This window comes from Flavobacterium sp. UM26 (assembly GCF_057922445.1).
On the sequence record NZ_JBVHCY010000005.1, the window covers coordinates 40,254 to 66,593 of the forward strand.

Sequence of the window (26,340 nt, forward strand, 5' to 3'; positions counted from 1 at the left end):
TACATTCAAAAGTATGCCACAGTCTTATAATAAATTATGGATTCATGCCATATGGGCAACAAAAAACAGACAGGAATTAGTTGATTTTTCTATTGAAAGTCAGGTTTATAACTTTATAAGAGAAGAGTTAATCGAGCTTGGATGTCCCGTTCGAATTATCAATGGAATGCCTGATCATATTCACGCTTTATTTTTATTGAATCCACAAAAATCTATTAGCGATGTAATGAAACAAGTAAAAGGAAGTTCATCTCACTCGATAAATGGCAATAATATAATGCTTGAAAAGTTTGCTTGGCAGAATGGTTTTGCTGCTTTTTCTGTAAGCGAATCACAACTTGAGGCTGTATACAATTACATAAAAAATCAAAAACAACATCATCTCAAAAAAAATAGCCAAGACGAATTTGATGATTTTATAAAATTACACGGATTGAATAATTCTAATGAATCATAACGTTTCCAGCAGATGAACCTTGGACAAAATACACAACATACGAAAACCATAGCTAACGGTTTAAACCGTTAGAGCTATAATAATATAAACATTACGATCCCCGGTTGAAACCGTGGACAATATAAACAACATATATACAAAAACATAACCAACGGTTTCAACCGTTGGACTACAAACAGATTATAATACAATGACCACAAACAACAAAATAGAATTGATGGCACCTGCCGGGAATTTCGAATCCTTGCAAGCCGCTTTAGACAATGGCTGTGACTCCGTTTATTTTGGAGTAGAACAACTCAATATGCGTGCCCGCGCCTCGGTAAACTTCACTATGGATGATTTGGCAGAAATCGCCAAACGCTGCGAAGCCAAAAACGTACGCAGTTACTTGACCTTAAACACCATCATTTATGACCACGACTTATCTGTGGTCAAAACTTTAATCAATAAAGCCAAGGAAGCCAACATCACTGCGGTGATTGCTTCCGATCAAGCCGTAATTGCAATGGCTCGAAGCGTGGGGATGGAAGTTCACATTTCGACTCAATTGAATGTGACCAATATCGAAACCATCAAATTCTACAGCCTTTTTGCCGATACTATGGTGTTGAGTCGCGAATTGAGTTTGCGTCAAGTAAAAAAAATCACCGAACAAATCGAAAAAGAACAAATCAAAGGACCTAACGGGAATTTGGTCGAGATTGAAATCTTTGGCCACGGCGCTTTGTGTATGGCTGTTTCGGGGAAATGCTATTTGAGTCTGCACTCGCATAACTCATCCGCCAACCGCGGTGCTTGCAAACAAAACTGTCGTAAAAAATATACCGTAATCGACCAAGAAACCGGTTTCGAAATCGAATTGGACAACGAGTATATGATGTCGCCCAAAGATTTATGCACCCTAGATTTCCTTGACCAAGTTATCGATTCAGGCATTCAAGTCCTTAAAATAGAAGGGCGTGGTCGTGCTCCAGAATATGTGGCTACCGTAATTAAAACCTACCGCGAAGCGATTGACGCCTACTATGACGGCACGTTCTCCAAAGACAAAATCACCGTTTGGATGGACGCTTTGAACACCGTGTACAACCGCGGATTCTGGTCGGGTTATTATTTAGGACAAGAATTGGGCGAATGGAGCGATGTTTCAGGTTCCGTAGCTACGCAAAAGAAAGTCTATGTGGGCAAAGGCACCCATTTCTTCCCTAAAGCCGAAATTGGTCAATTCAAAATCGAAGCCTACGACATCAAAGTAGGCGATAAAATTTTGGTAACAGGTCCAAGCACCGGCGCACAAGAAATGATTATCGAAGAAATGTTTGTCAACGATGCTTCGGCAGAGCGCGCTACCAAAGGAGACGATTGCACCCTCAAACTGCCGTTTAGAATCCGAATGTCCGACAAATTATACAAAATAGTAGAAGCCTAATGGTCATCATCACCTTACAAAGAGACAAATGCATCGGTTGCAATTACTGTGTAGAAATGGCGCCCGTACAGTTTCAAATGTCCAAAAAAGACGGTAAATCGGTACTCATAAAAAGTGTCAATGCCAAAGGTTTTTACACCCTAAAATCACCCGATCACACCATCGTAGAAAGTTGCGAACTCGCCGCCAAAGCTTGTCCTGTAAAAATCATTTCGGTCAAAGAAACCTAGAAACTAATTCTCTTTAGGAGCAGAAAAAATAGGCATTTTTAGGAAGCAATGGTCCCGCTATCCGCTACAATCTTTTTTTACACCTGTCAGGTTTTAAAAACCTGACAGGTGTAAAAAAAAAGGATTTCCACTTCACCCGAGCGATAGCGAACTGGCGAAGCAATCGGGGCTAAAGAGCCACATTTTGCTTCTTTATCAACAATCATAAATGCAATAATCTAAACCATCACAATCCTTTTTGTGGTGGTTTTTATTTTACCCCAAACTTATATGTTCTAAAATGCCTTAAATGGTTCAAAAACATAATAATTTTGGAAAATCCTTTATTGTTATAGAAATACATCCAAGATTAAGATAAGTCATCTCAAAATTCCAATTTTTTTAGTATAATTTTAAGACGCATCCTTATTTTTTACCGTTGTAACATACAATTAAAAAATACTATCTTTACCGATTAAATTTAAGTAAGAACTCAAGTTGCTTTTTTGGCAACACTACAATATAATTATGGCTTGTACAAGTTGTTCAACTTCCGATGGTGGCGCACCAAAGGGGTGTAAAAATAATGGGACTTGCGGCACCGATAGCTGCAACAAATTAACCGTTTTTGACTGGCTTTCGAACATGAGTTTACCCAATGGCGAAGCGCCTTTTGACTGTGTCGAAGTACGTTTCAAAAACGGCAGAAAAGAATTTTACCGCAATACCGAAAAACTAACCTTAAGTATGGGAGACATCGTGGCAACAGTAGCTTCACCTGGTCACGATATCGGAATTGTAACGCTAACTGGCGAGTTGGTAAAAATTCAAATGAAGAAAAAAGGAGTCAATCCTAACGGAACCGATATTCCAAAAATCTATAGAAAAGCTTCTCAAAAAGACATCGACATTTGGACTGCCGCTCGAGATCGCGAAGAGCCTATGAAAGTTCGAGCACGTGAATTGGCAATTCATCATAAATTAGAAATGAAAATTTCGGATATCGAATTTCAAGGTGATGGTTCCAAAGCAACTTTCTACTACACCGCCAACGACCGTGTCGATTTTAGAATGTTGATTAAGGATTTTGCCAAAGAATTCAGCACAAGGGTCGAGATGAAACAAGTAGGTTTCCGTCAAGAAGCCGCTCGTTTAGGAGGAATCGGTTCTTGCGGAAGAGAGCTATGTTGTTCTACTTGGTTAACCGATTTTAGAAGTGTGAATACTTCAGCAGCACGTTACCAACAATTGTCTTTAAATCCACAAAAATTGGCGGGACAATGCGGGAAATTGAAATGTTGTTTGAATTATGAGCTCGACACCTATATGGATGCCTTGAAACATTTTCCAAATTTCGACACCAAATTAGTGACCGAAAAAGGAGATGCTGTCTGCCAAAAACAAGACATTTTCAAAGGCCTTATGTGGTTCGCTTACACGAATAACTTTGCCAATTGGCACGTGCTTAAAATTGAGCAAGTACACGAAATCATTGCCGAAAACAAACTAAAAAACAAAGTTTCATCGTTAGAAGATTACGCTATAGAAGTGGTTGCCGAACCAGAGAAGAACTTTAATAACGCTATGGGACAAGAGAGTTTAACTCGTTTTGACCAACCCAAAGCCAAAAAAAGACCTTCGAAAAAACGCAAACCAAACGCTGCCGCACCAGCAAATGTAGCTGCTGCACCAGCTATAGCACCAAACAAACCTGCTGCACAAAATGGCAACAAAAAAAGACCTCACAACAACAAAAATCGAGGCAATGCCAATGACAAAAAGCAAGGTAATACTCCAACCAACGAACCAAGAAAACCTATAATTATTACTAAAAATGGGGATAAAAAATAGTTGCATCTTATTTGCTGTAGTCTTACTCTTTTTGGCCTGCGACAAAAAAAGAGTTTTTGACGAATACAAAACAGTAGGCAGTGGTTGGAACAAAGACAGCATTGTTTCCTTCGATTTGCCTGCATTGGACTCCACACAACAATACAATTTGTTTGTAAATTTGAGAGCCAATGACGATTATAAATTCAATAATATCTTTTTGATTGTGGCTATGGAACAAAAAAATGGCTTCACCAAAGTAGATACTTTAGAATACCAAATGGCCAACCCTGATGGGACTTTGTTGGGCAATGGCTTTACAGATTTAAAAGAAAGCAAACTTTTTTATAAAGAAAAAGTTAGATTTAAAGGACAATTCAAAGTATACATCAAACAAGCTTTGAGAGAAAACGGCAAAGTACCCGGTGTATCTGTTTTGGATGGCATTACCGACGTAGGTTTTAGAATAGAAACAATAGAGTAAAATTATGGCAGTTAGAAAAAATAACACATCGTCTAAAGCAATTGATAAAGATATCAATTACTATAAAAAGAAGTTTTGGAAAATCTACTTTTATGGTTTGGGCATTTTGGCTCTTTTCTTCCTTTTTGCCTCTTGGGGACTGTTTGGCTCTATGCCTTCTTTTGAAGATTTAGAAAATCCAGACTCTAATTTGGCTACCGAAATCATCTCCTCTGATGGAGTAGTTTTGGGAAAATATTTCCAAAAGAATCGTTCGCAACTAAAATATTCTGATTTACCAAAAAACTTGGTAGATGCCCTAGTAGCGACAGAAGATGCTCGTTTTTACGAGCACTCTGGTATCGATGGTCGAGGAACTATGCGAGCTATTTTAAGTTTAGGAACCAGTGGTGGTGCTAGTACACTAACCCAACAATTGGCCAAACAATTATTCCACGGAGAAGGTTCGAAATTCCTTCCTTTCCGTATCGTTCAAAAAATAAAAGAATGGATTATCGCTATCCGTTTGGAAAGACAATATACCAAAAACGAAATCATTGCGATGTACTGCAACGTCTATGATTTCGGAAACAACTCCGTAGGGGTTAGCTCTGCAGCAAAAACCTATTTCTCCAAAGCTCCAAAAGATTTGACTATAGACGAATCGGCTATTTTGGTAGGAATGTTTAAAAACTCTGGTCTTTACAACCCAATTCGCAATCCAGAAGGAGTAAAAAACCGTCGTAATGTGGTTTTACACCAAATGGAAAAAGGAAAAATCATTACCGAACAACAAAAATTACAGCTACAAAGTTTACCCATAAAACTCAATTTCAAATTAGAGACTCACAAAGATGGTATTGCTACTTATTTTAGAGAATACCTAAGAGATTATATGAAAAAATGGGTTGAAGAAAACAAAAAACCTGACGGTACAGATTATGACATCTACAAAGATGGTTTAAAGATTTATACGACCATCGATTCCAGAATGCAAACCTATGCTGAAGAAGCAGTAGCTGCGCACATGGCGAACATGCAAGAAGAATTCTTTTTGCAACAAAAAGACAACAAAAATGCGCCTTTCGTAAACATTACTGAAGCCGAAACCCAGCGCATTATGAACCAAGCCATGAAATCCTCTAACCGATGGAATGTCATGAAGGCTATGGAAAAAAGCGAAGATGAAATCATTGCTTCATTTAAGCAAAAAACAAAAATGAAGATTTTCTCTTGGAAAGGAGAAATAGATACCGTAATGACTCCAATGGATTCTATTCGTTATTACAAACACTTCTTGCAATCTGGTTTAATGGCAATGGAGCCTCAAACTGGAAGCATCAAAGCTTGGGTGGGCGGAATCAATTATAAATATTTTCAATACGACCACGTAGGACAAGGCGCGAGACAAGTAGGGTCTACTTTCAAACCGTTTGTTTATGCAACTGCTATTGAACAATTGAATATGTCACCTTGTGACTCTATTATTGATTCTCCTTTTATGATTCATAAAGGACGCCATCATGTTACCGAAGATTGGGAACCAAGAAACTCTGATAACAAATACCGAGGAATGGTTACCTTAAAACAAGCTTTGGCACATTCTATCAACACCATTTCAGCGAAACTGATTGACAAAGTAGGACCAGAAGCCGTTATTGAATTAACACATAAATTGGGTGTAAAATCAGAAATTATTACACAACCTTCTATTGCCTTAGGAGCGGTTGAAATCACTGTTGAAGATATGGTGGCTGCTTACAGTACTTTTGCCAATCAAGGAGTTTATGTAAAACCTCAGTTTTTAACCAAAATCGAAGATAAAAGCGGAGTGGTTATTTACGAGCCAATTCCTGAATCGCATGATGTGTTGAATAAAGACATTGCTTTTGCTGTTATTAAATTACTTGAAGGTGTAACCGAAAGTGGTTCTGGAGCAAGATTAAGAACCGAAGGCGGAGGAGCAGGAGACCACCGTTGGACAGGCTATCCTTATATGTTTAGAAACCCTATCGCCGGAAAAACAGGAACATCTCAAAATCAATCTGATGGATGGTTTATGGGTATGGTACCAAATTTAGTTACTGGTGTTTGGGTAGGTTGTGAAGACCGTTCTGCTCGATTCAAAAGTTTAACTTATGGTCAAGGGGCAGCCTCAGCATTGCCAGTTTGGGGGTATTTTATGAAAAAATGTTATGAGGATCCTAGTTTACAAGTTTCTAAAGAACCTTTTGAACGACCCGCCAATCTTTCAATTAAAGTAGATTGTTACACTCCAAGAAGAGCCGTTGTGGTTGACACTACCGCTACTGAACAAACTACCGAGGAATTCGAACTATAAAAATTCAACAAGCCATAACGATAACTTTTTTAACTATCGTTATGGCTTCTTTATTTCAAAAAAAATATACTTTTAAAACCAATCTTCGCAATCGATTTCGTTATTGCTTCTTTTTTTGAATTAATTTAGCGGCTGCGATGAAATTTCTAATATTAAAGAGATTTTAAGTCGTTGTTTTATTGAATAAATACATTATCCCTAAAATAAATTGTAAACATATGATAAACAAAACGGTTTCCAATGTTCAAGATGCCCTTCAAGGCATCGAAAACGGAATGACACTGATGTTAGGTGGCTTTGGCCTTTGTGGAATACCAGAAAACTCCATTGCAGCTTTAGTTCAAAAAGGCGTTAACGATTTAACTTGTATTTCAAACAACGCCGGTGTAGATGATTTTGGACTTGGTTTGCTTTTACAAAAAAAACAAATCAAAAAAATGATTTCTTCTTATGTGGGAGAAAATGCAGAATTTGAACGCCAAATGCTCTCTGGCGAACTCGAAGTAGATTTGATTCCCCAAGGTACTTTGGCTGAGCGTTGTCGCGCTGCTCAAGCTGGAATTCCTGCTTTTTTTACTCCAGCTGGTTATGGAACTGAAGTTGCCACAGGCAAAGAAGTACGTGAATTCAATGGGAAAATGCACATTATGGAAGAAGCTTTCAAAGCTGATTTTGCCATTGTGAAAGCTTGGAAAGGCGATACTGCTGGGAATTTAATCTTCAAAGGAACGGCTAGAAATTTTAATCCGTGTATGTGCGGTGCCGCAAAAATTACCATTGCTGAAGTAGAAGAATTAGTAGAAGCAGGAACTTTGGACCCGAATCAAATTCATATTCCTGGAATTTTAGTACAACGTATTTTTCAAGGAGAGAAATATGAAAAACGAATAGAGCAAAGAACAGTTAGAAAAAGATAGTATTCAGAGGTCACTTTTTTAGTATTCAGTCTGAAGCTAAGACTTAAATGTTTCTAATTCCTTATCTGATTCAAAATATTTAGTAGGCAATACTAAAACTAAACTTATATGTTTCAAAAAACAAAATTATGCTAACAAAAGAAGATATAGCAAAACGCATTGCAAAAGAAGTACAAGACGGTTACTTTGTGAACCTAGGCATTGGGATTCCAACCTTGGTAGCCAATTATGTAAGAGAAGATATTTCGGTTGAATTTCAAAGTGAAAACGGTGTTTTAGGTATGGGTCCTTTTCCTTTTGAAGGTGAAGAAGATGCCGATTTAATCAATGCTGGCAAACAAACCATTACAACGCTTCCAGGAGCTAGTTTTTTTGACTCTGCAACGAGTTTTGGAATGATTCGCGGTCAACATGTAGACTTGACTATTCTCGGCGCTATGGAAGTAGCCGAAAACGGTGACATTGCCAATTGGAAAATTCCAGGGAAAATGGTTAAGGGAATGGGTGGTGCTATGGATTTAGTAGCATCGGCGGATAATATCATTGTGGCCATGATGCACGTGAACAAAGCCGGTGAAAGTAAAATCTTGAAAAAATGCACCTTACCATTAACTGGCGTGGGCTGTGTAAAAAAAGTCGTAACCGAATTGGCGGTTATGGAAATTACTCCTAAAGGATTTAAGCTTTTAGAAAGAGCTCCAGGTGTATCAGTAGAACATATTATCGCTTCTACAGAGGCCAACTTAATCATCGAAGGCGAAATTCCTGAAATGGCAATAGACTAGAATACACAAAAATCCCACATCAGTAACCTTACTTATGTGGGATTTTTATAAAATTCTTGATCTATACTATAAATTGAAATAGTCACAAACTTGTGCTAATAGATGAATCTGAGTTTTGGCTCGAACCAAATTATGCTCTTCATAAGTGGTAGCATAATACGAATCGTTATCTAAATAGTCTGATAGAAAACGGCAAGCTTGTTCAAAAAGTAGCAAGGGCAAACTAAGGTGAATTGCTTGAGCTTCATTTGCAGTCATAAAAGAAAGGGCTTCATTAGTATATCCTTTCATAAACGATTCGTATATTTTGATATCAAATTTTACTTGACTTAACTCTTTTTCTTCCTCACTAGCTGTATTGGTACCTGTCCTTAAAGCATCACCCACATCATGAAGAATACTCCCAGGCATAATTGTATCGTAATCAATAATACAAATAACATCACCTTTTTCATCAAAAAGCATATTGCCGATTTTGGTGTCATTATGCACAACGCGCAACGGAATTACTCCGTCTTGAATCGCTAAAGCTACCGTCGCTACTTTTGTATAATAATAGCTCAGTTGATTTATTTCTTCAAAAGCATTTTTTAAACGGTCTTTTGAAGCACTAACAAGCTTAATCTTAAAATCATTAAATCGCTTGGGGGTGTTATGAAAATCTGGAAGGGTATATTCAAGCTCAGTAATTGGAAAATCTAATAACGCTTTATGAAATTGGCCCAAATAAATTCCAGCTTTTTCAGCCATAACAGGCGATTCTATTTTTTCCTTAACTACCGATGGAACATAGACCGACATTTGCCAAATATCTTCGCCTTCTTGAGTATAAAACAATCCTTTGGAAGTAGCCTGATACGTAATCGTTGGAAAACCTATCTTTTGAAAATATTGGGTAATCTTTATTTTATTATTTAAGAGCGCATGAATGTTAGGAAAAACAGTTTGATTCATCTTTTGTAATATAAAATCACCCTTTGAAGTCAAAACTTTATAAGTACTATTGATTAACCCACTTTGTAGTACAACTACATCGTGAATAGTAACAGGACCTAAAAAATCGCTTACTATCTTTGCAATTACCTTCATACTTTTTCGCTATACACCCCTAAATCATGAAGCTTTTTTAATTGCTTCATTGCTTTTTGCTTATCCTCTTGATACGTAACTCCAATCCATTCTTCGTTGGTCGAAATCACCGATATTTGATAAACGCCAGCTTCAATCATAGCTGTAACCACCTTCGGCAGCTGGTACTCTATTGCTGAATTGTTTTGCCATTTCTGAATAAAGGCATCCAAATCTTCTTCTAAGAAATCAAAAATTGCAGGTGTAAACCCCCACATGTTCATCGAGACCAAAGTGTTTTCAGGCAATGATACACTTTCTCCTTTTGAATCAGGATAAAAGATACCTTCATCGGTTTTGCTGATTTTTTCTCTCTCGATAGAATCTTTCAAAAAACCATTTTCAACATGAACTTCTGCTCGATTTACGGTACCATTTTCGGATAAGGTTTTCAAGATAGGAAATACAATGGCACACGGATTTTCATTTTGGGATAAATGTTGATAGGCTAAAACAAAGGAGTTTTGACCGTAAAAATCATCCGCATTAATCAACAAAAAATTCCCTTGTATTGCTTTTTTAGCACACCACAAAGCATGAGCAGTCCCCCAAGGTTTGGCATTTTCGTATACTATATTATGTCTTTCAATTTTTCGATCTTGAATCACAAAAGAAACGGGCAATTGTTGTTGTACCAAATAGCGCTCACTGAGCACAGGAATCATTGGTTCTTGTACAATCAAAACCACGTTTCCAAAACCTGCTTTTAGTGCATCATGAATAGAATAATCCATGATAATTTGTCCCTGAGGCCCTAATCCGTCTAGCTGTTTAAGACCACCGTAACGAGAGCCTAAACCTGCTGCTAAAACTAATAGTGTTGGTTTCAAATAAAAATAGAGTTAATAAAAAAGACTGTCTTATGAAAGACAGTCTTAGTTAAATGATTATAAATTATAAATTTTCAAAAAAGTCATTCCCTTTATCATCTGTAATAATAAAAGCAGGGAAATCTTTGATGGTGATTTTGCGAACGGCTTCCATACCTAATTCCTCAAAATCCACTACCTCAACTGAGAGAATATTCTCTTTTGCCAAAATAGCTGCTGGTCCACCAATAGACCCCAAATAGAATCCTCCATAGGTTTTACAAGCGTTCCTTACGTCTTTGGTTCGGTTACCTTTGGCGAGCATAATCATGCTTCCCCCATTTTTTTGAAACTCTTCTACATACACATCCATACGACCTGCAGTGGTTGGTCCAAAACTTCCTGAAGGCATTCCTTCTGGTGTTTTGGCTGGTCCGGCATAATAGATAGGATGATTTTTAAAGTATTCCGGCATAGGTTTCCCGGCATCTAACAACTCTTTGATTTTCGCATGTGCAATATCGCGAGCTACAATCAAGGTACCGTTTAGTTTTAATCGTGTTTTGATAGGATATTTAGACAACTCCGCCAAAATTTCTGGCATGGGTCGGTTCAAATCAATTTCGACAGCCGCTTCCAAATGAGGAGGTGTTTCTGGCAATAATCGTTTTGGATTCACTTCCAATTGTTCAACAAAAATACCGTCTTTGGTAATTTTCCCTTTGATATTTCTATCCGCCGAACAAGAAACTCCTAACCCTACTGGACAAGAAGCAGCGTGACGCGGCAAACGAATGACACGAACATCGTGTGTGAAATATTTACCTCCAAATTGTGCTCCAATCTGACTTTCTTGACAAATGGTTTGTACTCGTTTCTCCCACTCCAAATCACGGAAAGCTTGACCAGCCATATTTCCAGAAGTAGGCAAATGATCATAATAACCTGCGGAAGCTTTTTTAACAGCTGCCAAGTTAGCTTCGGCAGAAGTTCCTCCAATCACCAAAGCCAAGTGGTAAGGTGGACAAGCAGATGTCCCCAAATCCATGATCTTAGCACGAATAAAAGCATCTAAAGATTTCTCATTCAATAATGATTTCGTTTGTTGGTATAAATACGTTTTATTCGCTGAGCCTCCTCCTTTAGCTAAAAATAGAAATTCATATGATGCTCCTTTTTTGGCATAAATATCAATTTGAGCCGGAAGGTTCGATCCCGAATTTTTCTCTTCAAACATGCTAATAGGCACAATTTGAGAATAACGAAGGTTTTTTTCTTGATAGGTATTAAAAATTCCTTTTGACAAATACTCTGCATCATCAACGCCAGTGTATACATTCTCTCCTTTTTTGGCCATCACAATCGCTGTCCCCGTATCTTGACAAGAAGGCAATTCGCCATCGATAGCTACTACGGCATTTTGCAATAAATTATACGCTACAAAACGATCATTATCGGTCGCTTCTGGGTCATCCAAAATGGCTCTTAATTTTTCTAAATGCGAAGTACGTAGCATAAAAGAAACGTCTCTCATAGCTTCTTGAGCCAATAATTCTAACCCTTTCGGGTCTACGTTTAAAATCTCACGTTCACCTAACTGTTCAACTTTTACAAAATCGGAAGTAATTTTTCGGTATTGTGTTTCGTCTTTTAAAATAGGATAAGGATCCTGGTATATAAAGTCCATATTGTATTGTTTTTTTATGAAAGGTAAAGATAAGAATTGTTGAAAGAATGAAAATCCATTTCTCAAAACTTATCCTTTAGAATTGGTATAAATTAGCTCCAAAACATACACATAACAAAGACTTATTCGTTTTTGTGGTATTCGTCAAACGTCATTTCCTTTTTAAAATAAGTCAAATTCTTAGTCGTAATCAGTTGCTTTCTCCACTGATTATTTTTAAGTCTAAAAACAGTTGAATCACTATACGATAAAACGCCTTTTTCCTCTTCTTCTGTAGAATTATCAGACGGTTCAAAAGATACAGTTTTACAATAAAAGAATTGAGGTTCTACTTTATGCTCTGGATTGTGAATTTCAACCCAACTCCCCCAACCACTATCAAAAACAGATTCCCATTGGTGCACTAATTGTAGTTTTTCTTTTTTTATAAAAAACAAAAAGTTTTGCTGAGCATAGCCACATGCGGGATATCCAAGATGAATTGTGAAAAAGGGAGATTGTTTACTAGTTGCATCGCTCAATCCCAAAGACCCACTCCATTCAGAACCATTAGTATAATTGGGAATTATGATTCTTGAAGAAGCAATATTTTTTTTATCTATGTAAAAATCAAGACGATAACTCATCGTAAGCAGACTATCCTTATCCATTTTTTTATGCAATAAATGCGCAAGGACAAAAAAGTTAGGATTCAATTCTCCTGAATCATATACAAAAACGGTATCCGTCTTTAGTAGCTTTTCCGTTGTTCTTCCTGCAATTAATTTTGTTTTTTCTTGAATTGAAGTTTCGGGTTTACTTATTACTTTCTGTTTTTGACAACTGATAAAAAAAGCAAATAAAAAGAACAATAGAATTCTCATAATAGAATAGATTTAGGGGAAAATTGGCTATTAATTCTTTATACTAAAAAAACCAGCTAGCCACGAAAATAGCCGTAATTACACAAATCACATCTACCAACAACATCGTTCCTAAAGCATAACGGGTATTTTTGATATTTACCGAACCAAAATAAACAGCAATCACATAAAAAGTACTTTCGGCGCTGCATTGAAAAATACTGCTCAGTCTTCCAGTCATCGAATCGGCTCCAAACGTATTCATGGAATCAATCAAAAAGCCGCGTGATCCTGCGGAGCTAAACGGTCTAAGCAAAGCTACTGGCAACGCATCGGTGATTTGTTTGTTAACTCCCATATTAGAAAAGGCAAAAGCTACCCAATTGCTCACAATTTCGAATAAACCACTATTTCTGAACAAAGAGATAGCGACTAACATTCCCAAAACATAAGGAAAAATGGTTACTCCTGTTTTCACTCCATTATTGGCTCCCGTTACAAACGCTTCATAAACGGTGGTGCCTGCCTCTGTAAATTTCTTTTCTTTTACAAAAGATAGAATCAGCGTAAAAGCAATAATTGCCACCAATATCAAAGCCGAAAGATTAGAAGTAAAATAATTTTTACCTATTAAATCCAAGTGATTCACGTACATCAATAAACCTACAATAGCGGCGATTAAAACCATTAATCCTAACACTAAGGAAGCACTTTTAAAATTGATTTTTTGTTTTAAACCTACAATTAAGAAAGCCGCAATGGTTCCGATAAAAGAAGTAATAATACAAGGCAACATTACATCGGCTGGATTGCTAGCGCCTGCTGCTGCACGATATCCAATGATAGAAGTAGCAATCAAAGTAAGTCCCGATGCGTGCAAACACATGAACATGATCTGCGCATCACTGGCTTTATCTTTTTCGGGGTTGATGGTTTGCAAACTCTCCATCGCTTTTAATCCAAAAGGCGTGGCTGCTGAATCTAACCCTAAGAAATTTGCAGCAAAATTCAAGGTCATATAGGAAATCGAAGGATGATTTTTAGGAATGCTTGGAAATACTTTTACGAACACTGGGCTCAATACTTTGGCTAGTTTTTCAGAAGCGCCTGAAATGATTAATAATTCCATTAATCCACAGAAAAACGCCAAGTACGCCATCAATGGCAAGATCAAATCGAGCAAGGTACTTTTACATGTTGGCAAGAGCCCATCAGATTTTTGAACGCCACTAAATACTTTGACTACTTTGTTTTTATACACATAAGTAGTGTCGGCGTTTAGCGTATCTCGGTTGATGACCATCGTTTGATCGGGTGCCTTTTTAAGACTGTCTTTGATAAAAACAGGCATTTGTTCAAGATAGTGTTCCGATAGTAAAATAGGATCGTCTTTTTTGCCATTCAAAACATGATCGATAGTATAACTATTGCCCGAAAACAAACTCACTACTACAAAAAGGATGGAAGAAATAAATATAACCAACCAAAATCTACTCAATACCATTTTTTTTATATTTAAATTTCAAAAATCAAATTCAAAAGTCAAATTCAAAAATTTGACCTTTGATTTACTTACTATTTTTTATTAATTATTATTTTAGATACAATTGCTATTAATTCTTCAACTTCAATTAAAAGAAGAGTTCTAAAATCTTGACAACCCTCATTTATATAATTTAATATTTTTAAAGAATTCCGAGATTCTTTTAGCTCTTTTACAACTAATGCAAGCTTAAAGATTAAATCTTTATCGGATGCTGCTCCTTGCGATTCGCCAAAGTTTAAAGCTGAACTCCCGGATGAACGGATAAGTTGATTCTTGTAATATTCGTTTTCATAGCTTTTTTCCAATTTTCGTGTAAAGAAAATACATTCTCCCGCAAAACGAATTAATCTGTCTTCTAAATTAAAAATTTTCTCTTTAAAAGGATTTGTTTCAAGCATTATAAATTGACTTTAAATTTGATTTTGACCTTTGATTTTGATTTTGATTTTTGAATTTGACTTTTGATTTTTGATTTTGAAATTGTTTACACGTGAATAATCTCTTCGTCAATCAATAGATCTTCTCTGCGAAGGCGAAGGAAAATCTGCGCCACGGCAATAGTGTCTTTTTCGCAATAGGTTACGATGCGATCGATGTCTTTCTCTACATAAAAAACATGTCCGACTTGACTGCCGTCGATATCGCCTTTGGAGGAAGGAATGCCAAGTACTTTACACATTAATTTTAAGGAAGTAAAATGCTTGTAATCGCCAAATTTCCATAATTCTAAGGTGTCCAAATGCGGAATCTCCCAAGGTTTTTTGCCAAATAAATTGAGTTTGTCAGGAATAGGCATTTGGTTGATGATCAATCTTCTTGCTAAAAACGGAATATCAAATTCTTTGGCGTTATGACCACACAAAACATGTTGCGGCTGATTAAAATGATTGTTGATGAGATTACTAAAATCCTTCAATAGCTGTTTTTCTTCTCCAAAAAAAGAGGTCACTCTAAAATTACGAATGTCCCCTTTGATGATAAAATAACCTACCGAAATGCATACAATTTTTCCAAATTCAGCCCAAATTCCAGCGCGATCATAAAATTCTTCAGGTGTAAAATCGTCTTTGCGTTGGTATACTGTTTTTTGGTCCCAAAGCGCTTTCATTTCGTCATCCAAGGTATTGAAGTTTTCTACTTCGGGAACGGTTTCTATGTCTAGAAAAAGAATGTTATTGAGGTTTATTTTTTCGATCATGAATTAAATTTTAAACACGAATTGCACGAATTTTCACTAACTATTGAAGTCATAAATTTAGGTAATTTTGTAATCTGATTCGTCAAGTATTGTAAATATTAGTTTCGCTTTTCTTAAAACAAACTTTGTTGCGCCGTTGGATTTTCGTGTTCGAGCAGCCATTTTTTGCGCCACAATCCACCAGCATAGCCCGTTAGTGAGCCATCGGTGCCAATGACTCTGTGACAGGGCACGACTATCCATAGCGGATTTTTTCCGTTGGCCGAAGCTACTGCTCGTATGGCTTTGACATCGCCTAGTTTTTTGGACAAATCCATATAACTACAGGTTTTTCCGTACGGAATTTCGAGTAGGGCTTGCCACACTTTCTGTTGGAATTCGGTGCCTTTGGGGTTAAGTTTGAAATCAAAATGGATTCGATTGCCTTGAAAATAGTCATTAAGTTGGGTAACGGCGTTTTGCAAGACTGATGGTATTTCAGAGGAAGCTATACCTTCATCTGAAACAGAAATTACCGAGATTCCGTTTTCATCGCCAATAACGGTCGTAATTCCCAAAGGTGTTTGAATGTAGACTGTTTCCATAAATGCAAATTGAATTGTAAAGTTAAACTAAAAACTTCCTGCTATAATTACACAACGCAAAACGTTCATTTCTTTTTCAAAAACTCAATAGCAGTTGTAGCTATATCGGAATGATGTCCCTTTGGTGTTGCCAATAAAATGTCGGTAAAAAGCTTAACCGCTTTAATCTCGATATATCCTATTTCTGGGTAATTATGACTTTTTAAAATAGTTGTTGGAACAATAGAAACGCCTAATCCATTTTTGACTAACTGAATAATTGATGAAATGTTGTTAGACTCATGTATTACTTTAGGCGTAAAACCAAAAAAAGCACAAATTTCCAGTAAATTATCATAATACTGTGGTGAATATTCTTTATTGAAAAATACAAAAGTAGTTTCGCTCAGTGTTTCTATCTGCTGTTCGTATTGTATTGGATACCGTTTTTTATTGAACACTAAAGAAAAGCTGTCTTTGAACCATAATTCTGTTTCAATTTTTGGCGAATGCAACGGTGCTCGAACAATTCCTAAATCAATTTTAAATTCTTCTAAAGCTTTGATTTGCTTAACTGTTGGCACTTCGTACAATCTAAAATTCACATACGGAAACTGTTCTGATAAATATTGAACCAAATCTGAAATGTCACCCGAAAAAGTAGAACTCACATAAGCAATGTGGAATTCCCCGCTTTGATTTTCGCTTATTTTTTTTGCTTTAATATTGACTCTTTCAATGCTTTTCAATATTTCGCGCATTTCTTTTTCATAGAATTTCCCTGCTTCGGTGAGAATTACCCGTTTGTTATTGCGTTCGAAAAGCTGGGCACCAATTTCAGTCTCCAATTCTTTGATTTGCCTACTTAATGGCGGCTGAGATATGAATAGTTTTTCGGCAGCGCGAACAAAACTTAGTTCTTCAGCTACTTTCAAAAAGTATTTTATATGTCGCAATTCCATGTATACCTAATAAGTATTATTTTATGACAAAATAAGTATTTTTAAGTCATAAATGAAAATTATAGGTTTGTAAAGCAAAATGAAACTATATCTCCAAATTTGGAAGGCTCCTGAGACGAAAGATTTACACTCTTTATTCTGAAGAAATAAAATTTAATTTTTTAGATAATGCTATCTAGAATTAAGCGAAATGGAAATCGGACTTAGCGAAAAACAATTCTATAACGAAAAAGGTTTCATAATACGATTTGCGGGAAGAAAAACTAAAATAAATGTTATGAAAAAATCAACAGTAAACGAAATCAAGGAACGTTTTGAAAATGATGTCGAACGTTTTGCAAACTTAGAAACAGGTCAGGTAGCAACAATGGATGCGCAAATTTCGTTAGAGCTTTTAACATCGGCTGCAAAAATTATACAACCAAATGCTGTCAATGTCTTGGATATAGGATGCGGAGCAGGAAATTATACTTTGAAGATGCTTACCAAAGTGCCCAACTTAAATGCTGTTTTGATTGATTTGAGCCAGAACATGTTAGAAAAAGCTCAAGAACGTGTTTCCGAGGCAACAACAGGGAAAGTACAAACGATTCAAGGTGATATACGTGATATTGAATTGCCGAAAAATCATTTTGATATCATCTTGGCTGGTGCCGTCTTACACCATTTAAGAGAAGACTCCGAATGGGAATTTATTTTCCAAAAGTTGTATAATAGTTTAACACCTGGCGGTTGTTTGATGATTTCAGATTTATTGGTTCAAGATCACGAAGGAGTAAACCAATTGATTTGGGAAAGATATGGCAAGTATTTGGAACAGCACGGAGGCATAGAATACCAGCAGAAAGTATTTGATTATATCGAAAAGGAAGACTCTCCGCGCTCTATGACATATCAGTTGGATTTAATGAAAAAAGTTGGTTTTTCGAGCACAGAAATTTTACATAAAAATGCTTGTTTTGGAGCATTTGGAGGGATAAAGTAAATTAAACACAAAACCACCTCTGAAAAGGAGATGGTTTTGTGTTAATCTGAATCCTAGCCCTGATCGTAACGGCATCCTTTGCCGCCGGGGTTCGGCGGGAAAGATATAGTGTAGAGCAGGAAATAGCTCCTAATCCTTCGACTTAGATTAGGATTGTTCTTATTTCAAATTGGAATAGATGTAGGCTTCTAATCCTTTTAATTCTTCGTCGGACATGGCTTTGGTGATGGCGAAATTGGCCTTCATAATGTCGTATTGACTTGGGTCCATGATGGGTTTTGCTTCTTCTTTGAGGAAGGCAACTAGGTCTCCGTTCTTCTCTTTGTACGTTTTGGCAATGTCTTGCAAGCTTGGACCAATAAGTTTGGTGTCTACTTTATGACAGGCAATACAAGCTCCTTTCCCTTCAAAAAGTTCTTTGCCTAATGCCTCGGGCGTTGTAGCTGTTTCGGTTTTTGCTTCGGTAGCTGCATCAGTTGTTGTTGGAGTGCCAAAGGGCTCGGCGCTTTCTTTTTTGCAAGAACTTAGGGCTAAAGCTACTGCAATAATTACTAATTTTTTCATGTTTTATTGATTTAAAAGTATCGCAGCTTCTTTGGCAAAATACGTCGAGATTAAACTAGCTCCAGCTCGCTTGATACACATTAATTGTTCCATCATAATTTTGTCATGATCGAGCCAACCTCTCTCTGCTGCGGCTTTAATCATAGCATATTCGCCCGAAACATGGAAAACTGTAACGGGTACATTCACGGCATTTTTTACCTCACGCACGATATCCAAATAAGCGATTCCGGGTTTTACCATCACCATATCGGCGCCTTCTTCCACATCAGACAAGGCTTCTTTGATGGCTTCGATGCGATTGGCATAATCCATTTGGTAGGTCTTTTTGTCTTTGGGCACTTCGATTTCGGCTTCTCTTGGAGCACTGTCTAGCGCATCTCGAAACGGACCATAAAATGCCGAAGCATACTTGGCCGAATAACTCATAATCCCCACGTGATGATAGCCTGCGGCATCCAATCCTTGACGCAAACGCAATACGCGTCCGTCCATCATATCGCTTGGTGCAACAAAATCGGCACCTGCCTCCGCGTGTGAAACAGCCATTTTTACCAAAGCGTCGTTGGTCGTGTCATTTTCTACATCGCCATTGGCAATGATTCCGTCGTGACCATAAATAGAATAAGGGTCTAAAGCCACATCGGGCATCACTATCATTTCTGGACAAGCCGCTTTGATGGCACGAATGGCTTGTTGCATTAATCCGTTGGGATTCCAAGCTTCTTTACCAGTATTGTCTTTTAGCGTTTCGCTAACTTTTACATAAATATTGACCGCACGAATGCCTAATGCATAAATTTCTTTGACCTCTGCAACTGTTAAATCAATCGAACGTCGGTAGATTCCTGGCATAGAAGGAATTTCGACTTTTACATTTTCGCCCTCTGCTATAAACATGGGAAACATAAAATCGGTAGGACTTAAAGTGGTTTCTCTAACTAAGCTTCGGATGGATTCGTTCACTCTTAAGCGACGGTTTCTGTGTAGTGGAAACATGTAGGTGTATTTTATATTTGATACCAATTCAACCTTATGAATCGGAACCGTAAAAATAAGGAAAATAGGCGAAAAGAAAGAATCCTAAGACACTATAAATAGCGCTTTTTTTACCTTTCAGGGCGTGAATTTGTCCAATTTATTTTAATAAAACACACCATAGCTCTATTTATTTCGTCTAAATTTGCGAAATGAAGAAAATTCTTGTTTTATGTTGCTGTTGGCTCTTAACTAGTTGTTTTGAAATTACAGAAAAAATAAAACACCACGACAATCAAAGTGGTGACTATACGCTTATTGTAGATTTTTCTAAATCTTGGTTCAAAACCAAATCGGCTATGTGGTTGGAAGAAGTCGATGGTGTCAAAATTCCAAATGAAGAAGAGATTACCCAAAAATTACTCGACTTTAAACGAACCGCTTCAAAAATTGAAGGTATTGCTAACCTAAGCACGAAAACTGACTTTGAACACTATATTTTTACCATTCAATTCACTTACCAAAATCTCAAAGCCTTGAATGCAGTGGTGAATGTGATTAATAAACAAAAAAACCAAGTACATTTCAACAGCAATGGCAAAACCTTCGAGCGAATAGCTTCTTATCCTGTTCCTGAAAAACTGGTAAAAGACCCCAAAAAGAAGACCGACTTAGAACAAGCCAATATTATCGCCGTTTACACTTTTGACAAAGACATAGCAGGCGCAACAAACGGTAATAGTAAAATTGCCAAAAACAAAAAAACCATTTTCTTGAAACAAAGCATGTACAACGTACTCAAGAAATCTTCATTAATGAACAATACTATTCAACTCAATCCCTAAATCTAAAATTCACCCATGAAATCGTTATTGACCTATCTCTTTTTATTGATAAGCTACATTGGCCTTTGTCAACAACCTTCCAAAAATTATGACTATTTTGTACAATACAACGGTGCACAATTCACCAAAAAAGTCAAAATAGAGCAACTAACCAATCATCCACTATTGAATAAGTTGCAAAAAGAAAATACTGACTTTGATACGAATGAGTTTACCGCTCTTTTTGATTTAGAAAAAAACGCAAGTATTGTGGGTAATTTTACCGACAGTATCGCCTATTATCAAGCCACAATTCCAATTAGAAATAAAGAAAAATTAAAAGCTTTTTTGACCAAAAGAAATGAAAAAAAAGCACTTTCTGATTCGATAACCAAATTCGAAATTCAAGACTTTGGCACCTATGCGATGCTAAACTCCAGTGACCAAAAGTTTACCATAGCTTGGAATGATAGCTATTTAGTGTTTTTTGAATTGACCAAAAAATATAGCGATATTGCTCCAAAGCGAGACGTAGTTGTAGATTCGGTTGCTGCACCAACAGTAACAGGTAAAACCTATGGCGACCCAGCCGAAACCTCTCCTGTGGAAGAAGTCCAAGAAGAAGTTGTGGTTGATGTTGCGCCTCCTGCTGATGCTCCAGTTGTTTACGAAACGAATGATGCTACAACAGAAGACACCTATTCCAACGACACTTATTACGCAGCCTACGAAACCCAAAGAATTGCTTTTGATAGCATTCAAAAAATAAAACAAATCAATTTTACAAAATCACTTTTCGAGAAAGGTTTTGTTGCCCCAACTTCATCCAAAATAAACCCAACCGCCGATATTTCGTCGTGGGTAAATTATGGCGGATTCCTAACCAATTTGAGTTCTTCCTTTTCTACTTTAACTCAGTTAGGTGCCTACGGTAAATATTTGCCTTTGCAAAAAGGAATTGACACGTTTATCAAAGGGATGAATTTTGATTTTTATTTTGACAATGACAACGCTCGTATAGAAGAAACCATCGAATACTCAAAGCCAATTGCGGATATGATGGGGAAAATAAACGACCGAAAAATAAATAAAAAAATCTTTGCTTACTTCCCTGAACAAGAACCTTTAGGCTATTTTTCGTATCATTTTAATTCAAGAGCTTTGCTAGAAAATATGCCCCATATGATTGGTGAAATTTTTTCGAACACAGTCTTTATGAACGAAGATTTTAGTTTTGTAACCGATTTGATTACCACCTTAGTCGATGAAAAAGCAACCGCCACCTTATTTGATGGTGATATTAGTTTGTTTCTACACGAAGTGAAATCGAAGGAAGTAAAAACCAAAACTTTTGAATACGACGAAAACTACGAATCCGTTGAAGTTGAAAAAATGGTAACCAAAACGATTCCTGAGTTTACAATGATTTTTACCGCTACCCATGCTACATTTTATGATAAATTGATTGATTTGGGAGTTCGCAAAAAAATGTTGTTGTCTAAAAACGGTTTTTATGAAATAGTTGGCACAAGCGAATTTGGTACCGTTTATATCGTAAAAAATCAAGATGTGCTTGTGGTAACCAACCTTTTGGAACAAACCCAAACCAACGAGGGGGATTTTAAAAATGGCATTCAAAAAAGTCTAAAGCAAAACACCATTTCGGCAGCATTTGATATTCAGAAAATGGCAGACACTTATTTGAAGACCGAAAAAAATAACACAAAAGATAAAAAGTACTTGAACGCTTTTGCTTCAAAATTCAAAACCATTAGCATGCAATCTCCTAAAAAAGTAACGGATAATAAATTAAAAGTTGACCTTCGATTGAATACGGTAAAAGGAGACAAAAACATCATGCTCCAAACACTAGACTTGATTGATGAAATCAGTCAGAAATAACAAAAAAGAAGGCGATTTCTACATTTGAAATCGCCTTCTTTTTTATAAACCAATAGCCTTAATACCTTGGTCATATAGTTCTTTAACCTTTATTGGTGGGTCAAATCGATAGCCAGCGGTCACTCTAAAAGTGGCAATGTTTTCATTAAATCGAACAGGATTGTTGTTATCCTGAACAAAATTTGAATAATTTAAGTTTACAAAAGTAAAAAAGGAATCTGAGTTATAGCCTAATTTTAGGTTAATAGTAGACTCAATAATTCCTGAAAAATCACCATCAATTGTATTAAAACCCGAACCAATAGCAATCCCCGAAGAGACTAGAACACGATTGCTGATGACCCAATTGTAGTAATAAGAAGGCGCCAAAGTTACCAGCCAAATTCTACTTTTATTATCTTCAATCCCATCATTCAAATTAAGATAGGTATTATAAATTGACAAGGTTGGGATAAAACTACCCGAACTTTTGGTTTGCCATTGGTTTTGATTGGCAATGGTTTTGAATGAAAATTTAGGGTTAAAAATATACGATGTCGTTCCTCCTATCTTAATGGAACGCATTCTAGGGAAAGAAGCACTAAAAGTTTCATCTACTGCATAAAACCCTTTTTGATTGGAATACAATAAAGTCTGCATCCATTGTTTGATGATGAAACGCGTTCCAAAATTGACCAAACGAGAATTGGAATTATCCTTATTTACATCAAAAAAAAGTGGTGAAACACCGTAACTAATATCGAGAAGTTTATAACTCAAACTAAATCCGATTTGTTCTCTCCTATTGGGAATCAAATCCAAATAGGTAGTCTTTCCATTGGCTGTAGAAGTAAATTGAAAATTATTTGATGTATTAAAAAAATAAATACTTCCAATTACTTTTTCGTCATAGGATTTAAAATAGTCTTTTTGCGTTGAGGATTCTTGTGCCTTGCAACACAAAAGTCCAACCAACCAAAAAAATACTATTTTTTTTAAACCCATTCTTTTGGCTGCATTAAAGTGGTAATTAATTTTTCTTCTTCGCTACCCGAGACTGGATGATGGTCGTACACCCATTGCACGTGCGGTGGCAAAGACATCAAAATACTCTCAATTCTTCCGTTGGTTTTCAAGCCAAACAAAGTGCCTTTGTCGTGTACCAAATTGAATTCAACATAGCGTCCACGTCTAATTTCCTGCCAAGTACGTTGTTCTTGATTATAGGGCAAATTTTTTCTTCTTTCCACAATGGGAACGTAAGCTTGAAGAAAACTATTGCCTACTTCAGTTACGAAATTATACCAATCTTCCATACTCATCGTTTCAGAAGCTTTGCAGTAATCAAAGAATAATCCACCTATTCCTCGCGCCTCGTTACGATGTGCATTCCAAAAATAAGCATCGCACTGTTTTTTATATTTGGGATAAAACTCAGGATTGTGCTTGTCGCAAGCGGTTTTACAAGTTTGATGAAAATGAACAGCATCTTCTTCAAAAAGATAATATGGCGTTAAATCCTGTCCTCCTCCAAACCAAGAATTGATAACATTTCCGTTGTCATCATACATTTCAAAATAACGCCAATTGGCGTGTACCGTTGGCACCATTGGATTTTTAGGATGCAATACCAAACTCAAACCGCAGGCAAAAAAATCGGCTTCACCAACGTTGAACAATTTTTGCATACTGTCTGGTAGTTTGCCGTGTACTGCCGAAATATTGACGCCGCCTTTTTCGAAAACAGCACCGTTCTCGATTACGCGTGTACTGCCGCCTCCCCCTTCTGGACGGTCCCAAAGGTCTTCTTTGAATTTGGCCTGACCATCAACCGCTTCTAATCCAGCTACGATTTGGTCTTGAAGGTTTTGGATGTAAGTATAAAATTTGTTTTTCATTGTTTGAATACTTTTTTATAAGCATAAATAATAGTCATAATACCAGCGAAAAGACAAAAATATCCAATTTTTTTCTGCTTGCTATCTTCATCCTTTATACTAACTAATTCTACTTTGCTTTTTTCTAATTGAATAATTTTAAATCGATTATTTCCATAATCTTCAGTAAAGAAAAGCGTAACAGTATCATGTTTTTTCAACGCTCCAAGCAAATCGACATAATTCTGATTTGCTTTATAGTATATAAAATTAGAACTATCTCTTGCCAACTTAATAGCTAATGCATTAAGATTAGACCTTGCCCCTTGTATTTCTCTAATATAAACAGAATCTATTGTGTTCGTAGTAACAAAATAGTTTGGTTTTCTATTTTCTATTACTATTTGAAAATAAAAGACTCCAAAGAAAAAGATTCCTAGTATTAATAATGCGAGAAATTCTATCCCCTTTTTTACACTTACCATTTTTAAAATAAATCATTCATTTTCTTTGCTATCCCAAACGAAAATACCTTACTTTCTTTTTGGATAAAACGATAAACAGCAAGTGCTTTTTCTGAAAAAGAAAAGGGACTTGCTGGAGAAAAAGCCATTAAAAAATCGGCAAAGGATTCCATTTGGTTCCAATCGAAATGAAGGCGTTGCAAATGAAGAATCAAATCCTCTGGTGTAAAATCATTCAGACTTTCCAAATCCATTGCGAAGTCTTTTAACTCCACTTCGAGTGCCTCTTTTATGTCTAAATTCCAATCCAAAGGTGGCAATACTAAAGAATGCAACTGCTTTAGACAATGGTCTATTCGGGTACTTTCTTTATCTCGCAATCCTTTGCTTAGCATTTTAATTATTTTGTGTTATCCTGCAAGGTCTTTTTCTAGACCTTGTAGGTATTCCTTTTTAGCTGAACTCCCAAACATACCTACAAGGTTAAAAAAACCTTGCAGGAAAAGATATGACCTAACTATTTCTTTCTATATTCCTTTACCGCATCAACAAAAGCCTTGGCGTGATCTACTGGGATGTTTGGTAAAATTCCGTGTCCTAAATTAGCGACGTATTTATCGGAACCAAATTCGTCAATCATTTCGTGTACCATTTTTTTGATGGTTGGAATTGGTGACAATAATCTGGATGGGTCGAAATTCCCTTGTAAAGTAATGTTTCCACCAGATAAATAACGAGCATTTCTAGGCGTGCATGTCCAATCTACACCAAGTGCAGAAGCCTTGCTTTTTCCCATTTCGTTCAAAGCAAACCAACATCCTTTTCCAAACACGATTACTGGCGTTACCTCAGCCAAAGCCTCAACGATTTGGTTGATGTATTTCCAAGAGAATTCTTGGTAATCTACTGGTGACAACATTCCACCCCAAGAATCAAAAATTTGAACGGCGTTTACTCCCGCTTTTACTTTTTCTTTCAAGTACAAAATAGTCGTGTCGGTGATTTTTTGCAATAAGGTATGCGCCGCTACTGGGTTTGAGAAGCAAAAACCTTTGGCCGTATCAAAGCTTTTAGAACCTTTTCCTTCTACTGCATAGCAGAAAATTGTCCAAGGTGAACCTGCAAAACCAATTAAAGGCACCTCATCATTTAGCATTTCTTTGGTCAATTTCACCGCATCCATAACGTAACCTAAGGTTTCTTCGATATTGGGAACAATCACTTGATTGACTTGCTCCATAGTACGAATAGGATTTGGAATTATAGGCCCTAAATTGTCTTTTAATTCTACGTGAATTCCCATAGCACGAGGCACTACCAAAATATCCGAAAACAAAATCGCTGCATCTGGCCCTACGATACGAATAGGTTGTACGGTAATTTCAGCAGCTAATTCTGGCGTTTCGCAACGGGTGAAGAAATCGTATTTGTCACGCAAAGCACGAAATTCTGGTAAATATCTTCCGGCTTGACGCATCATCCAAACTGGTGGACGTTCTACTGTTTCTCCTCGTAATGCTTTTAAAAATAGGTCGTTCTTTAACATAGTAATCAGTGTTCAGTATTTTAGTGTTCAGTCTGAACACCTTAAATTATTA

The 26,340-nt window shown here is 36.6% G+C and carries 27 protein-coding genes; 11 read left to right on the top strand and 16 right to left on the bottom strand.

Annotation, left to right across the window (positions count from 1 at the left end; genetic code table 11):
• The first annotated feature begins 13 nt into the window (after positions 1 to 13).
• From tnpA to ACZ1AQ_RS07560, 8 genes are all read left to right on the top strand, one after another.
• Positions 14 to 457: an IS200/IS605 family transposase gene (gene tnpA / locus ACZ1AQ_RS07525; protein WP_489632317.1), complete on the top strand. Its 444-nt coding sequence runs from the start codon at positions 14 to 16 to the stop codon at positions 455 to 457.
• A gap of 190 nt (positions 458 to 647) precedes the next feature.
• Positions 648 to 1,889, top strand: a complete 1,242-nt coding sequence (locus ACZ1AQ_RS07530) for a peptidase U32 family protein (RefSeq protein WP_489632318.1) — start codon at positions 648 to 650, stop codon at positions 1,887 to 1,889.
• A complete protein-coding gene (locus ACZ1AQ_RS07535; RefSeq protein ID WP_024980634.1) occupies positions 1,889 to 2,119 on the top strand; it encodes a ferredoxin in 231 nt (76 codons plus the stop codon). Before ACZ1AQ_RS07530 ends, ACZ1AQ_RS07535 begins: the two co-directional genes overlap by 1 nt.
• Positions 2,120 to 2,626: 507 nt before the next feature.
• A complete protein-coding gene (locus ACZ1AQ_RS07540; protein WP_489632319.1) occupies positions 2,627 to 3,949 on the top strand; it encodes a PSP1 domain-containing protein in 1,323 nt (440 codons plus the stop codon).
• Positions 3,933 to 4,412 (top strand): gliding motility lipoprotein GldH, encoded by a 480-nt coding sequence (locus tag ACZ1AQ_RS07545; RefSeq protein WP_064715817.1) that lies wholly within the window; start codon positions 3,933 to 3,935, stop codon positions 4,410 to 4,412. Before ACZ1AQ_RS07540 ends, ACZ1AQ_RS07545 begins: the two co-directional genes overlap by 17 nt.
• 4 nt (positions 4,413 to 4,416) lie before the next feature.
• On the top strand, positions 4,417 to 6,732 hold the full coding sequence (locus ACZ1AQ_RS07550) for a penicillin-binding protein 1A (RefSeq protein ID WP_489632320.1): 2,316 nt from the start codon (positions 4,417 to 4,419) through the stop codon (positions 6,730 to 6,732).
• Between the two features lie 218 nt (positions 6,733 to 6,950).
• A complete protein-coding gene (locus tag ACZ1AQ_RS07555) occupies positions 6,951 to 7,649 on the top strand; it encodes a CoA transferase subunit A (RefSeq protein WP_159689348.1) in 699 nt (232 codons plus the stop codon).
• A gap of 128 nt (positions 7,650 to 7,777) precedes the next feature.
• Positions 7,778 to 8,434: a CoA transferase subunit B gene (locus tag ACZ1AQ_RS07560; protein WP_489632321.1), complete on the top strand. Its 657-nt coding sequence runs from the start codon at positions 7,778 to 7,780 to the stop codon at positions 8,432 to 8,434.
• A 66-nt stretch (positions 8,435 to 8,500) separates the two neighbouring features.
• Here the strand turns inward: ACZ1AQ_RS07560 and ACZ1AQ_RS07565 are convergent, their stop codons facing one another.
• The 9 genes from ACZ1AQ_RS07565 to ACZ1AQ_RS07605 all read right to left on the bottom strand — a co-directional run bounded on the left by ACZ1AQ_RS07565 (position 8,501) and on the right by ACZ1AQ_RS07605 (position 17,169).
• On the bottom strand, positions 8,501 to 9,523 hold the full coding sequence (locus ACZ1AQ_RS07565; RefSeq protein WP_489632322.1) for a phosphotransferase enzyme family protein: 1,023 nt from the start codon (positions 9,521 to 9,523) through the stop codon (positions 8,501 to 8,503).
• A complete protein-coding gene (locus ACZ1AQ_RS07570) occupies positions 9,520 to 10,392 on the bottom strand; it encodes a sugar phosphate nucleotidyltransferase (protein WP_489632323.1) in 873 nt (290 codons plus the stop codon). The genes ACZ1AQ_RS07565 and ACZ1AQ_RS07570 overlap by 4 nt, the downstream gene beginning before the upstream one ends.
• 64 nt (positions 10,393 to 10,456) lie before the next feature.
• Positions 10,457 to 12,058: a fumarate hydratase gene (locus tag ACZ1AQ_RS07575; RefSeq protein WP_489632324.1), complete on the bottom strand. Its 1,602-nt coding sequence runs from the start codon at positions 12,056 to 12,058 to the stop codon at positions 10,457 to 10,459.
• Positions 12,059 to 12,180: 122 nt separating this feature from the next.
• Positions 12,181 to 12,921, bottom strand: coding sequence for a hypothetical protein (locus tag ACZ1AQ_RS07580; RefSeq protein ID WP_489632325.1), 741 nt, complete (start codon positions 12,919 to 12,921; stop codon positions 12,181 to 12,183).
• Positions 12,922 to 12,964: 43 nt separating this feature from the next.
• Positions 12,965 to 14,404 (bottom strand): nucleoside recognition domain-containing protein, encoded by a 1,440-nt coding sequence (locus ACZ1AQ_RS07585; protein ID WP_489632326.1) that lies wholly within the window; start codon positions 14,402 to 14,404, stop codon positions 12,965 to 12,967.
• Between the two features lie 71 nt (positions 14,405 to 14,475).
• Positions 14,476 to 14,844: a four helix bundle protein gene (locus ACZ1AQ_RS07590; protein WP_489632327.1), complete on the bottom strand. Its 369-nt coding sequence runs from the start codon at positions 14,842 to 14,844 to the stop codon at positions 14,476 to 14,478.
• A gap of 86 nt (positions 14,845 to 14,930) precedes the next feature.
• The gene (locus ACZ1AQ_RS07595; RefSeq protein ID WP_489632328.1) at positions 14,931 to 15,644 is read right to left on the bottom strand and encodes a 3'-5' exonuclease; all 714 of its coding nucleotides are present in this window, start codon (positions 15,642 to 15,644) and stop codon (positions 14,931 to 14,933) included.
• Between the two features lie 113 nt (positions 15,645 to 15,757).
• Positions 15,758 to 16,228, bottom strand: a complete 471-nt coding sequence (locus tag ACZ1AQ_RS07600) for a methylated-DNA--[protein]-cysteine S-methyltransferase (RefSeq protein ID WP_489632329.1) — start codon at positions 16,226 to 16,228, stop codon at positions 15,758 to 15,760.
• Between the two features lie 65 nt (positions 16,229 to 16,293).
• Positions 16,294 to 17,169 (bottom strand): LysR family transcriptional regulator, encoded by an 876-nt coding sequence (locus ACZ1AQ_RS07605; protein WP_489632330.1) that lies wholly within the window; start codon positions 17,167 to 17,169, stop codon positions 16,294 to 16,296.
• A 277-nt stretch (positions 17,170 to 17,446) separates the two neighbouring features.
• Between ACZ1AQ_RS07605 and ACZ1AQ_RS07610 the strand changes: the two genes are divergently transcribed.
• Positions 17,447 to 18,154, top strand: coding sequence for a class I SAM-dependent methyltransferase (locus ACZ1AQ_RS07610; RefSeq protein ID WP_489632331.1), 708 nt, complete (start codon positions 17,447 to 17,449; stop codon positions 18,152 to 18,154).
• Positions 18,155 to 18,313: 159 nt separating this feature from the next.
• Here ACZ1AQ_RS07610 and ACZ1AQ_RS07615 read toward each other — a convergent pair whose 3' ends face one another.
• Both ACZ1AQ_RS07615 and hemB read right to left on the bottom strand, forming a co-directional pair.
• Entirely contained in the window at positions 18,314 to 18,718 is a 405-nt protein-coding gene (locus ACZ1AQ_RS07615) for a c-type cytochrome (protein WP_489632332.1), read from the bottom strand.
• 3 nt (positions 18,719 to 18,721) lie between these two features.
• Entirely contained in the window at positions 18,722 to 19,717 is a 996-nt protein-coding gene (gene hemB / locus ACZ1AQ_RS07620; RefSeq protein ID WP_489632333.1) for a porphobilinogen synthase, read from the bottom strand.
• A gap of 191 nt (positions 19,718 to 19,908) precedes the next feature.
• Here hemB and ACZ1AQ_RS07625 point away from each other — a divergent pair, with 191 nt between their 5' ends.
• Both ACZ1AQ_RS07625 and ACZ1AQ_RS07630 read left to right on the top strand, forming a co-directional pair.
• The gene (locus ACZ1AQ_RS07625; RefSeq protein WP_489632334.1) at positions 19,909 to 20,541 is read left to right on the top strand and encodes a hypothetical protein; all 633 of its coding nucleotides are present in this window, start codon (positions 19,909 to 19,911) and stop codon (positions 20,539 to 20,541) included.
• A gap of 15 nt (positions 20,542 to 20,556) precedes the next feature.
• The gene (locus ACZ1AQ_RS07630) at positions 20,557 to 22,422 is read left to right on the top strand and encodes a hypothetical protein (RefSeq protein ID WP_489632335.1); all 1,866 of its coding nucleotides are present in this window, start codon (positions 20,557 to 20,559) and stop codon (positions 22,420 to 22,422) included.
• Between the two features lie 42 nt (positions 22,423 to 22,464).
• Here ACZ1AQ_RS07630 and ACZ1AQ_RS07635 read toward each other — a convergent pair whose 3' ends face one another.
• From ACZ1AQ_RS07635 to hemE, 5 genes are all read right to left on the bottom strand, one after another.
• Positions 22,465 to 23,406 (bottom strand): DUF4421 family protein, encoded by a 942-nt coding sequence (locus tag ACZ1AQ_RS07635; protein WP_489632336.1) that lies wholly within the window; start codon positions 23,404 to 23,406, stop codon positions 22,465 to 22,467.
• Positions 23,397 to 24,299 (bottom strand): oxygen-dependent coproporphyrinogen oxidase, encoded by a 903-nt coding sequence (gene hemF, locus ACZ1AQ_RS07640; RefSeq protein ID WP_489632337.1) that lies wholly within the window; start codon positions 24,297 to 24,299, stop codon positions 23,397 to 23,399. The genes ACZ1AQ_RS07635 and hemF overlap by 10 nt, the downstream gene beginning before the upstream one ends.
• On the bottom strand, positions 24,296 to 24,763 hold the full coding sequence (locus ACZ1AQ_RS07645) for a hypothetical protein (RefSeq protein WP_489632338.1): 468 nt from the start codon (positions 24,761 to 24,763) through the stop codon (positions 24,296 to 24,298). Before ACZ1AQ_RS07645 ends, hemF begins: the two co-directional genes overlap by 4 nt.
• A gap of 2 nt (positions 24,764 to 24,765) precedes the next feature.
• Entirely contained in the window at positions 24,766 to 25,137 is a 372-nt protein-coding gene (locus tag ACZ1AQ_RS07650; RefSeq protein WP_489632339.1) for a hypothetical protein, read from the bottom strand.
• A gap of 122 nt (positions 25,138 to 25,259) precedes the next feature.
• Entirely contained in the window at positions 25,260 to 26,288 is a 1,029-nt protein-coding gene (hemE, locus tag ACZ1AQ_RS07655) for a uroporphyrinogen decarboxylase (protein ID WP_489632340.1), read from the bottom strand.
• Between the last annotated feature and the right edge of the window lie 52 nt (positions 26,289 to 26,340).

Bases quoted from the DNA above. Each gene is read 5' to 3' on its own strand.
- tnpA (WP_489632317.1), top strand. From the start codon at position 14: ATGCCACAGTCTTATAATAAATTATGGATTCATGCCATATGGGCAACA.
- ACZ1AQ_RS07530 (WP_489632318.1), top strand. From the start codon at position 648: ATGACCACAAACAACAAAATAGAATTGATGGCACCTGCCGGGAATTTC.
- ACZ1AQ_RS07535 (WP_024980634.1), top strand. From the start codon at position 1,889: ATGGTCATCATCACCTTACAAAGAGACAAATGCATCGGTTGCAATTAC.
- ACZ1AQ_RS07540 (WP_489632319.1), top strand. From the start codon at position 2,627: ATGGCTTGTACAAGTTGTTCAACTTCCGATGGTGGCGCACCAAAGGGG.
- ACZ1AQ_RS07545 (WP_064715817.1), top strand. From the start codon at position 3,933: ATGGGGATAAAAAATAGTTGCATCTTATTTGCTGTAGTCTTACTCTTT.
- ACZ1AQ_RS07550 (WP_489632320.1), top strand. From the start codon at position 4,417: ATGGCAGTTAGAAAAAATAACACATCGTCTAAAGCAATTGATAAAGAT.
- ACZ1AQ_RS07555 (WP_159689348.1), top strand. From the start codon at position 6,951: ATGATAAACAAAACGGTTTCCAATGTTCAAGATGCCCTTCAAGGCATC.
- ACZ1AQ_RS07560 (WP_489632321.1), top strand. From the start codon at position 7,778: ATGCTAACAAAAGAAGATATAGCAAAACGCATTGCAAAAGAAGTACAA.
- ACZ1AQ_RS07565 (WP_489632322.1), bottom strand. From the start codon at position 9,523: ATGAAGGTAATTGCAAAGATAGTAAGCGATTTTTTAGGTCCTGTTACT.
- ACZ1AQ_RS07575 (WP_489632324.1), bottom strand. From the start codon at position 12,058: ATGGACTTTATATACCAGGATCCTTATCCTATTTTAAAAGACGAAACA.
- ACZ1AQ_RS07580 (WP_489632325.1), bottom strand. From the start codon at position 12,921: ATGAGAATTCTATTGTTCTTTTTATTTGCTTTTTTTATCAGTTGTCAA.
- ACZ1AQ_RS07585 (WP_489632326.1), bottom strand. From the start codon at position 14,404: ATGGTATTGAGTAGATTTTGGTTGGTTATATTTATTTCTTCCATCCTT.
- ACZ1AQ_RS07590 (WP_489632327.1), bottom strand. From the start codon at position 14,844: ATGCTTGAAACAAATCCTTTTAAAGAGAAAATTTTTAATTTAGAAGAC.
- ACZ1AQ_RS07595 (WP_489632328.1), bottom strand. From the start codon at position 15,644: ATGATCGAAAAAATAAACCTCAATAACATTCTTTTTCTAGACATAGAA.
- ACZ1AQ_RS07600 (WP_489632329.1), bottom strand. From the start codon at position 16,228: ATGGAAACAGTCTACATTCAAACACCTTTGGGAATTACGACCGTTATT.
- ACZ1AQ_RS07605 (WP_489632330.1), bottom strand. From the start codon at position 17,169: ATGGAATTGCGACATATAAAATACTTTTTGAAAGTAGCTGAAGAACTA.
- ACZ1AQ_RS07610 (WP_489632331.1), top strand. From the start codon at position 17,447: ATGAAAAAATCAACAGTAAACGAAATCAAGGAACGTTTTGAAAATGAT.
- ACZ1AQ_RS07615 (WP_489632332.1), bottom strand. From the start codon at position 18,718: ATGAAAAAATTAGTAATTATTGCAGTAGCTTTAGCCCTAAGTTCTTGC.
- hemB (WP_489632333.1), bottom strand. From the start codon at position 19,717: ATGTTTCCACTACACAGAAACCGTCGCTTAAGAGTGAACGAATCCATC.
- ACZ1AQ_RS07625 (WP_489632334.1), top strand. From the start codon at position 19,909: ATGAAGAAAATTCTTGTTTTATGTTGCTGTTGGCTCTTAACTAGTTGT.
- ACZ1AQ_RS07630 (WP_489632335.1), top strand. From the start codon at position 20,557: ATGAAATCGTTATTGACCTATCTCTTTTTATTGATAAGCTACATTGGC.
- ACZ1AQ_RS07635 (WP_489632336.1), bottom strand. From the start codon at position 23,406: ATGGGTTTAAAAAAAATAGTATTTTTTTGGTTGGTTGGACTTTTGTGT.
- hemF (WP_489632337.1), bottom strand. From the start codon at position 24,299: ATGAAAAACAAATTTTATACTTACATCCAAAACCTTCAAGACCAAATC.
- ACZ1AQ_RS07645 (WP_489632338.1), bottom strand. From the start codon at position 24,763: ATGGTAAGTGTAAAAAAGGGGATAGAATTTCTCGCATTATTAATACTA.
- ACZ1AQ_RS07650 (WP_489632339.1), bottom strand. From the start codon at position 25,137: ATGCTAAGCAAAGGATTGCGAGATAAAGAAAGTACCCGAATAGACCAT.
- hemE (WP_489632340.1), bottom strand. From the start codon at position 26,288: ATGTTAAAGAACGACCTATTTTTAAAAGCATTACGAGGAGAAACAGTA.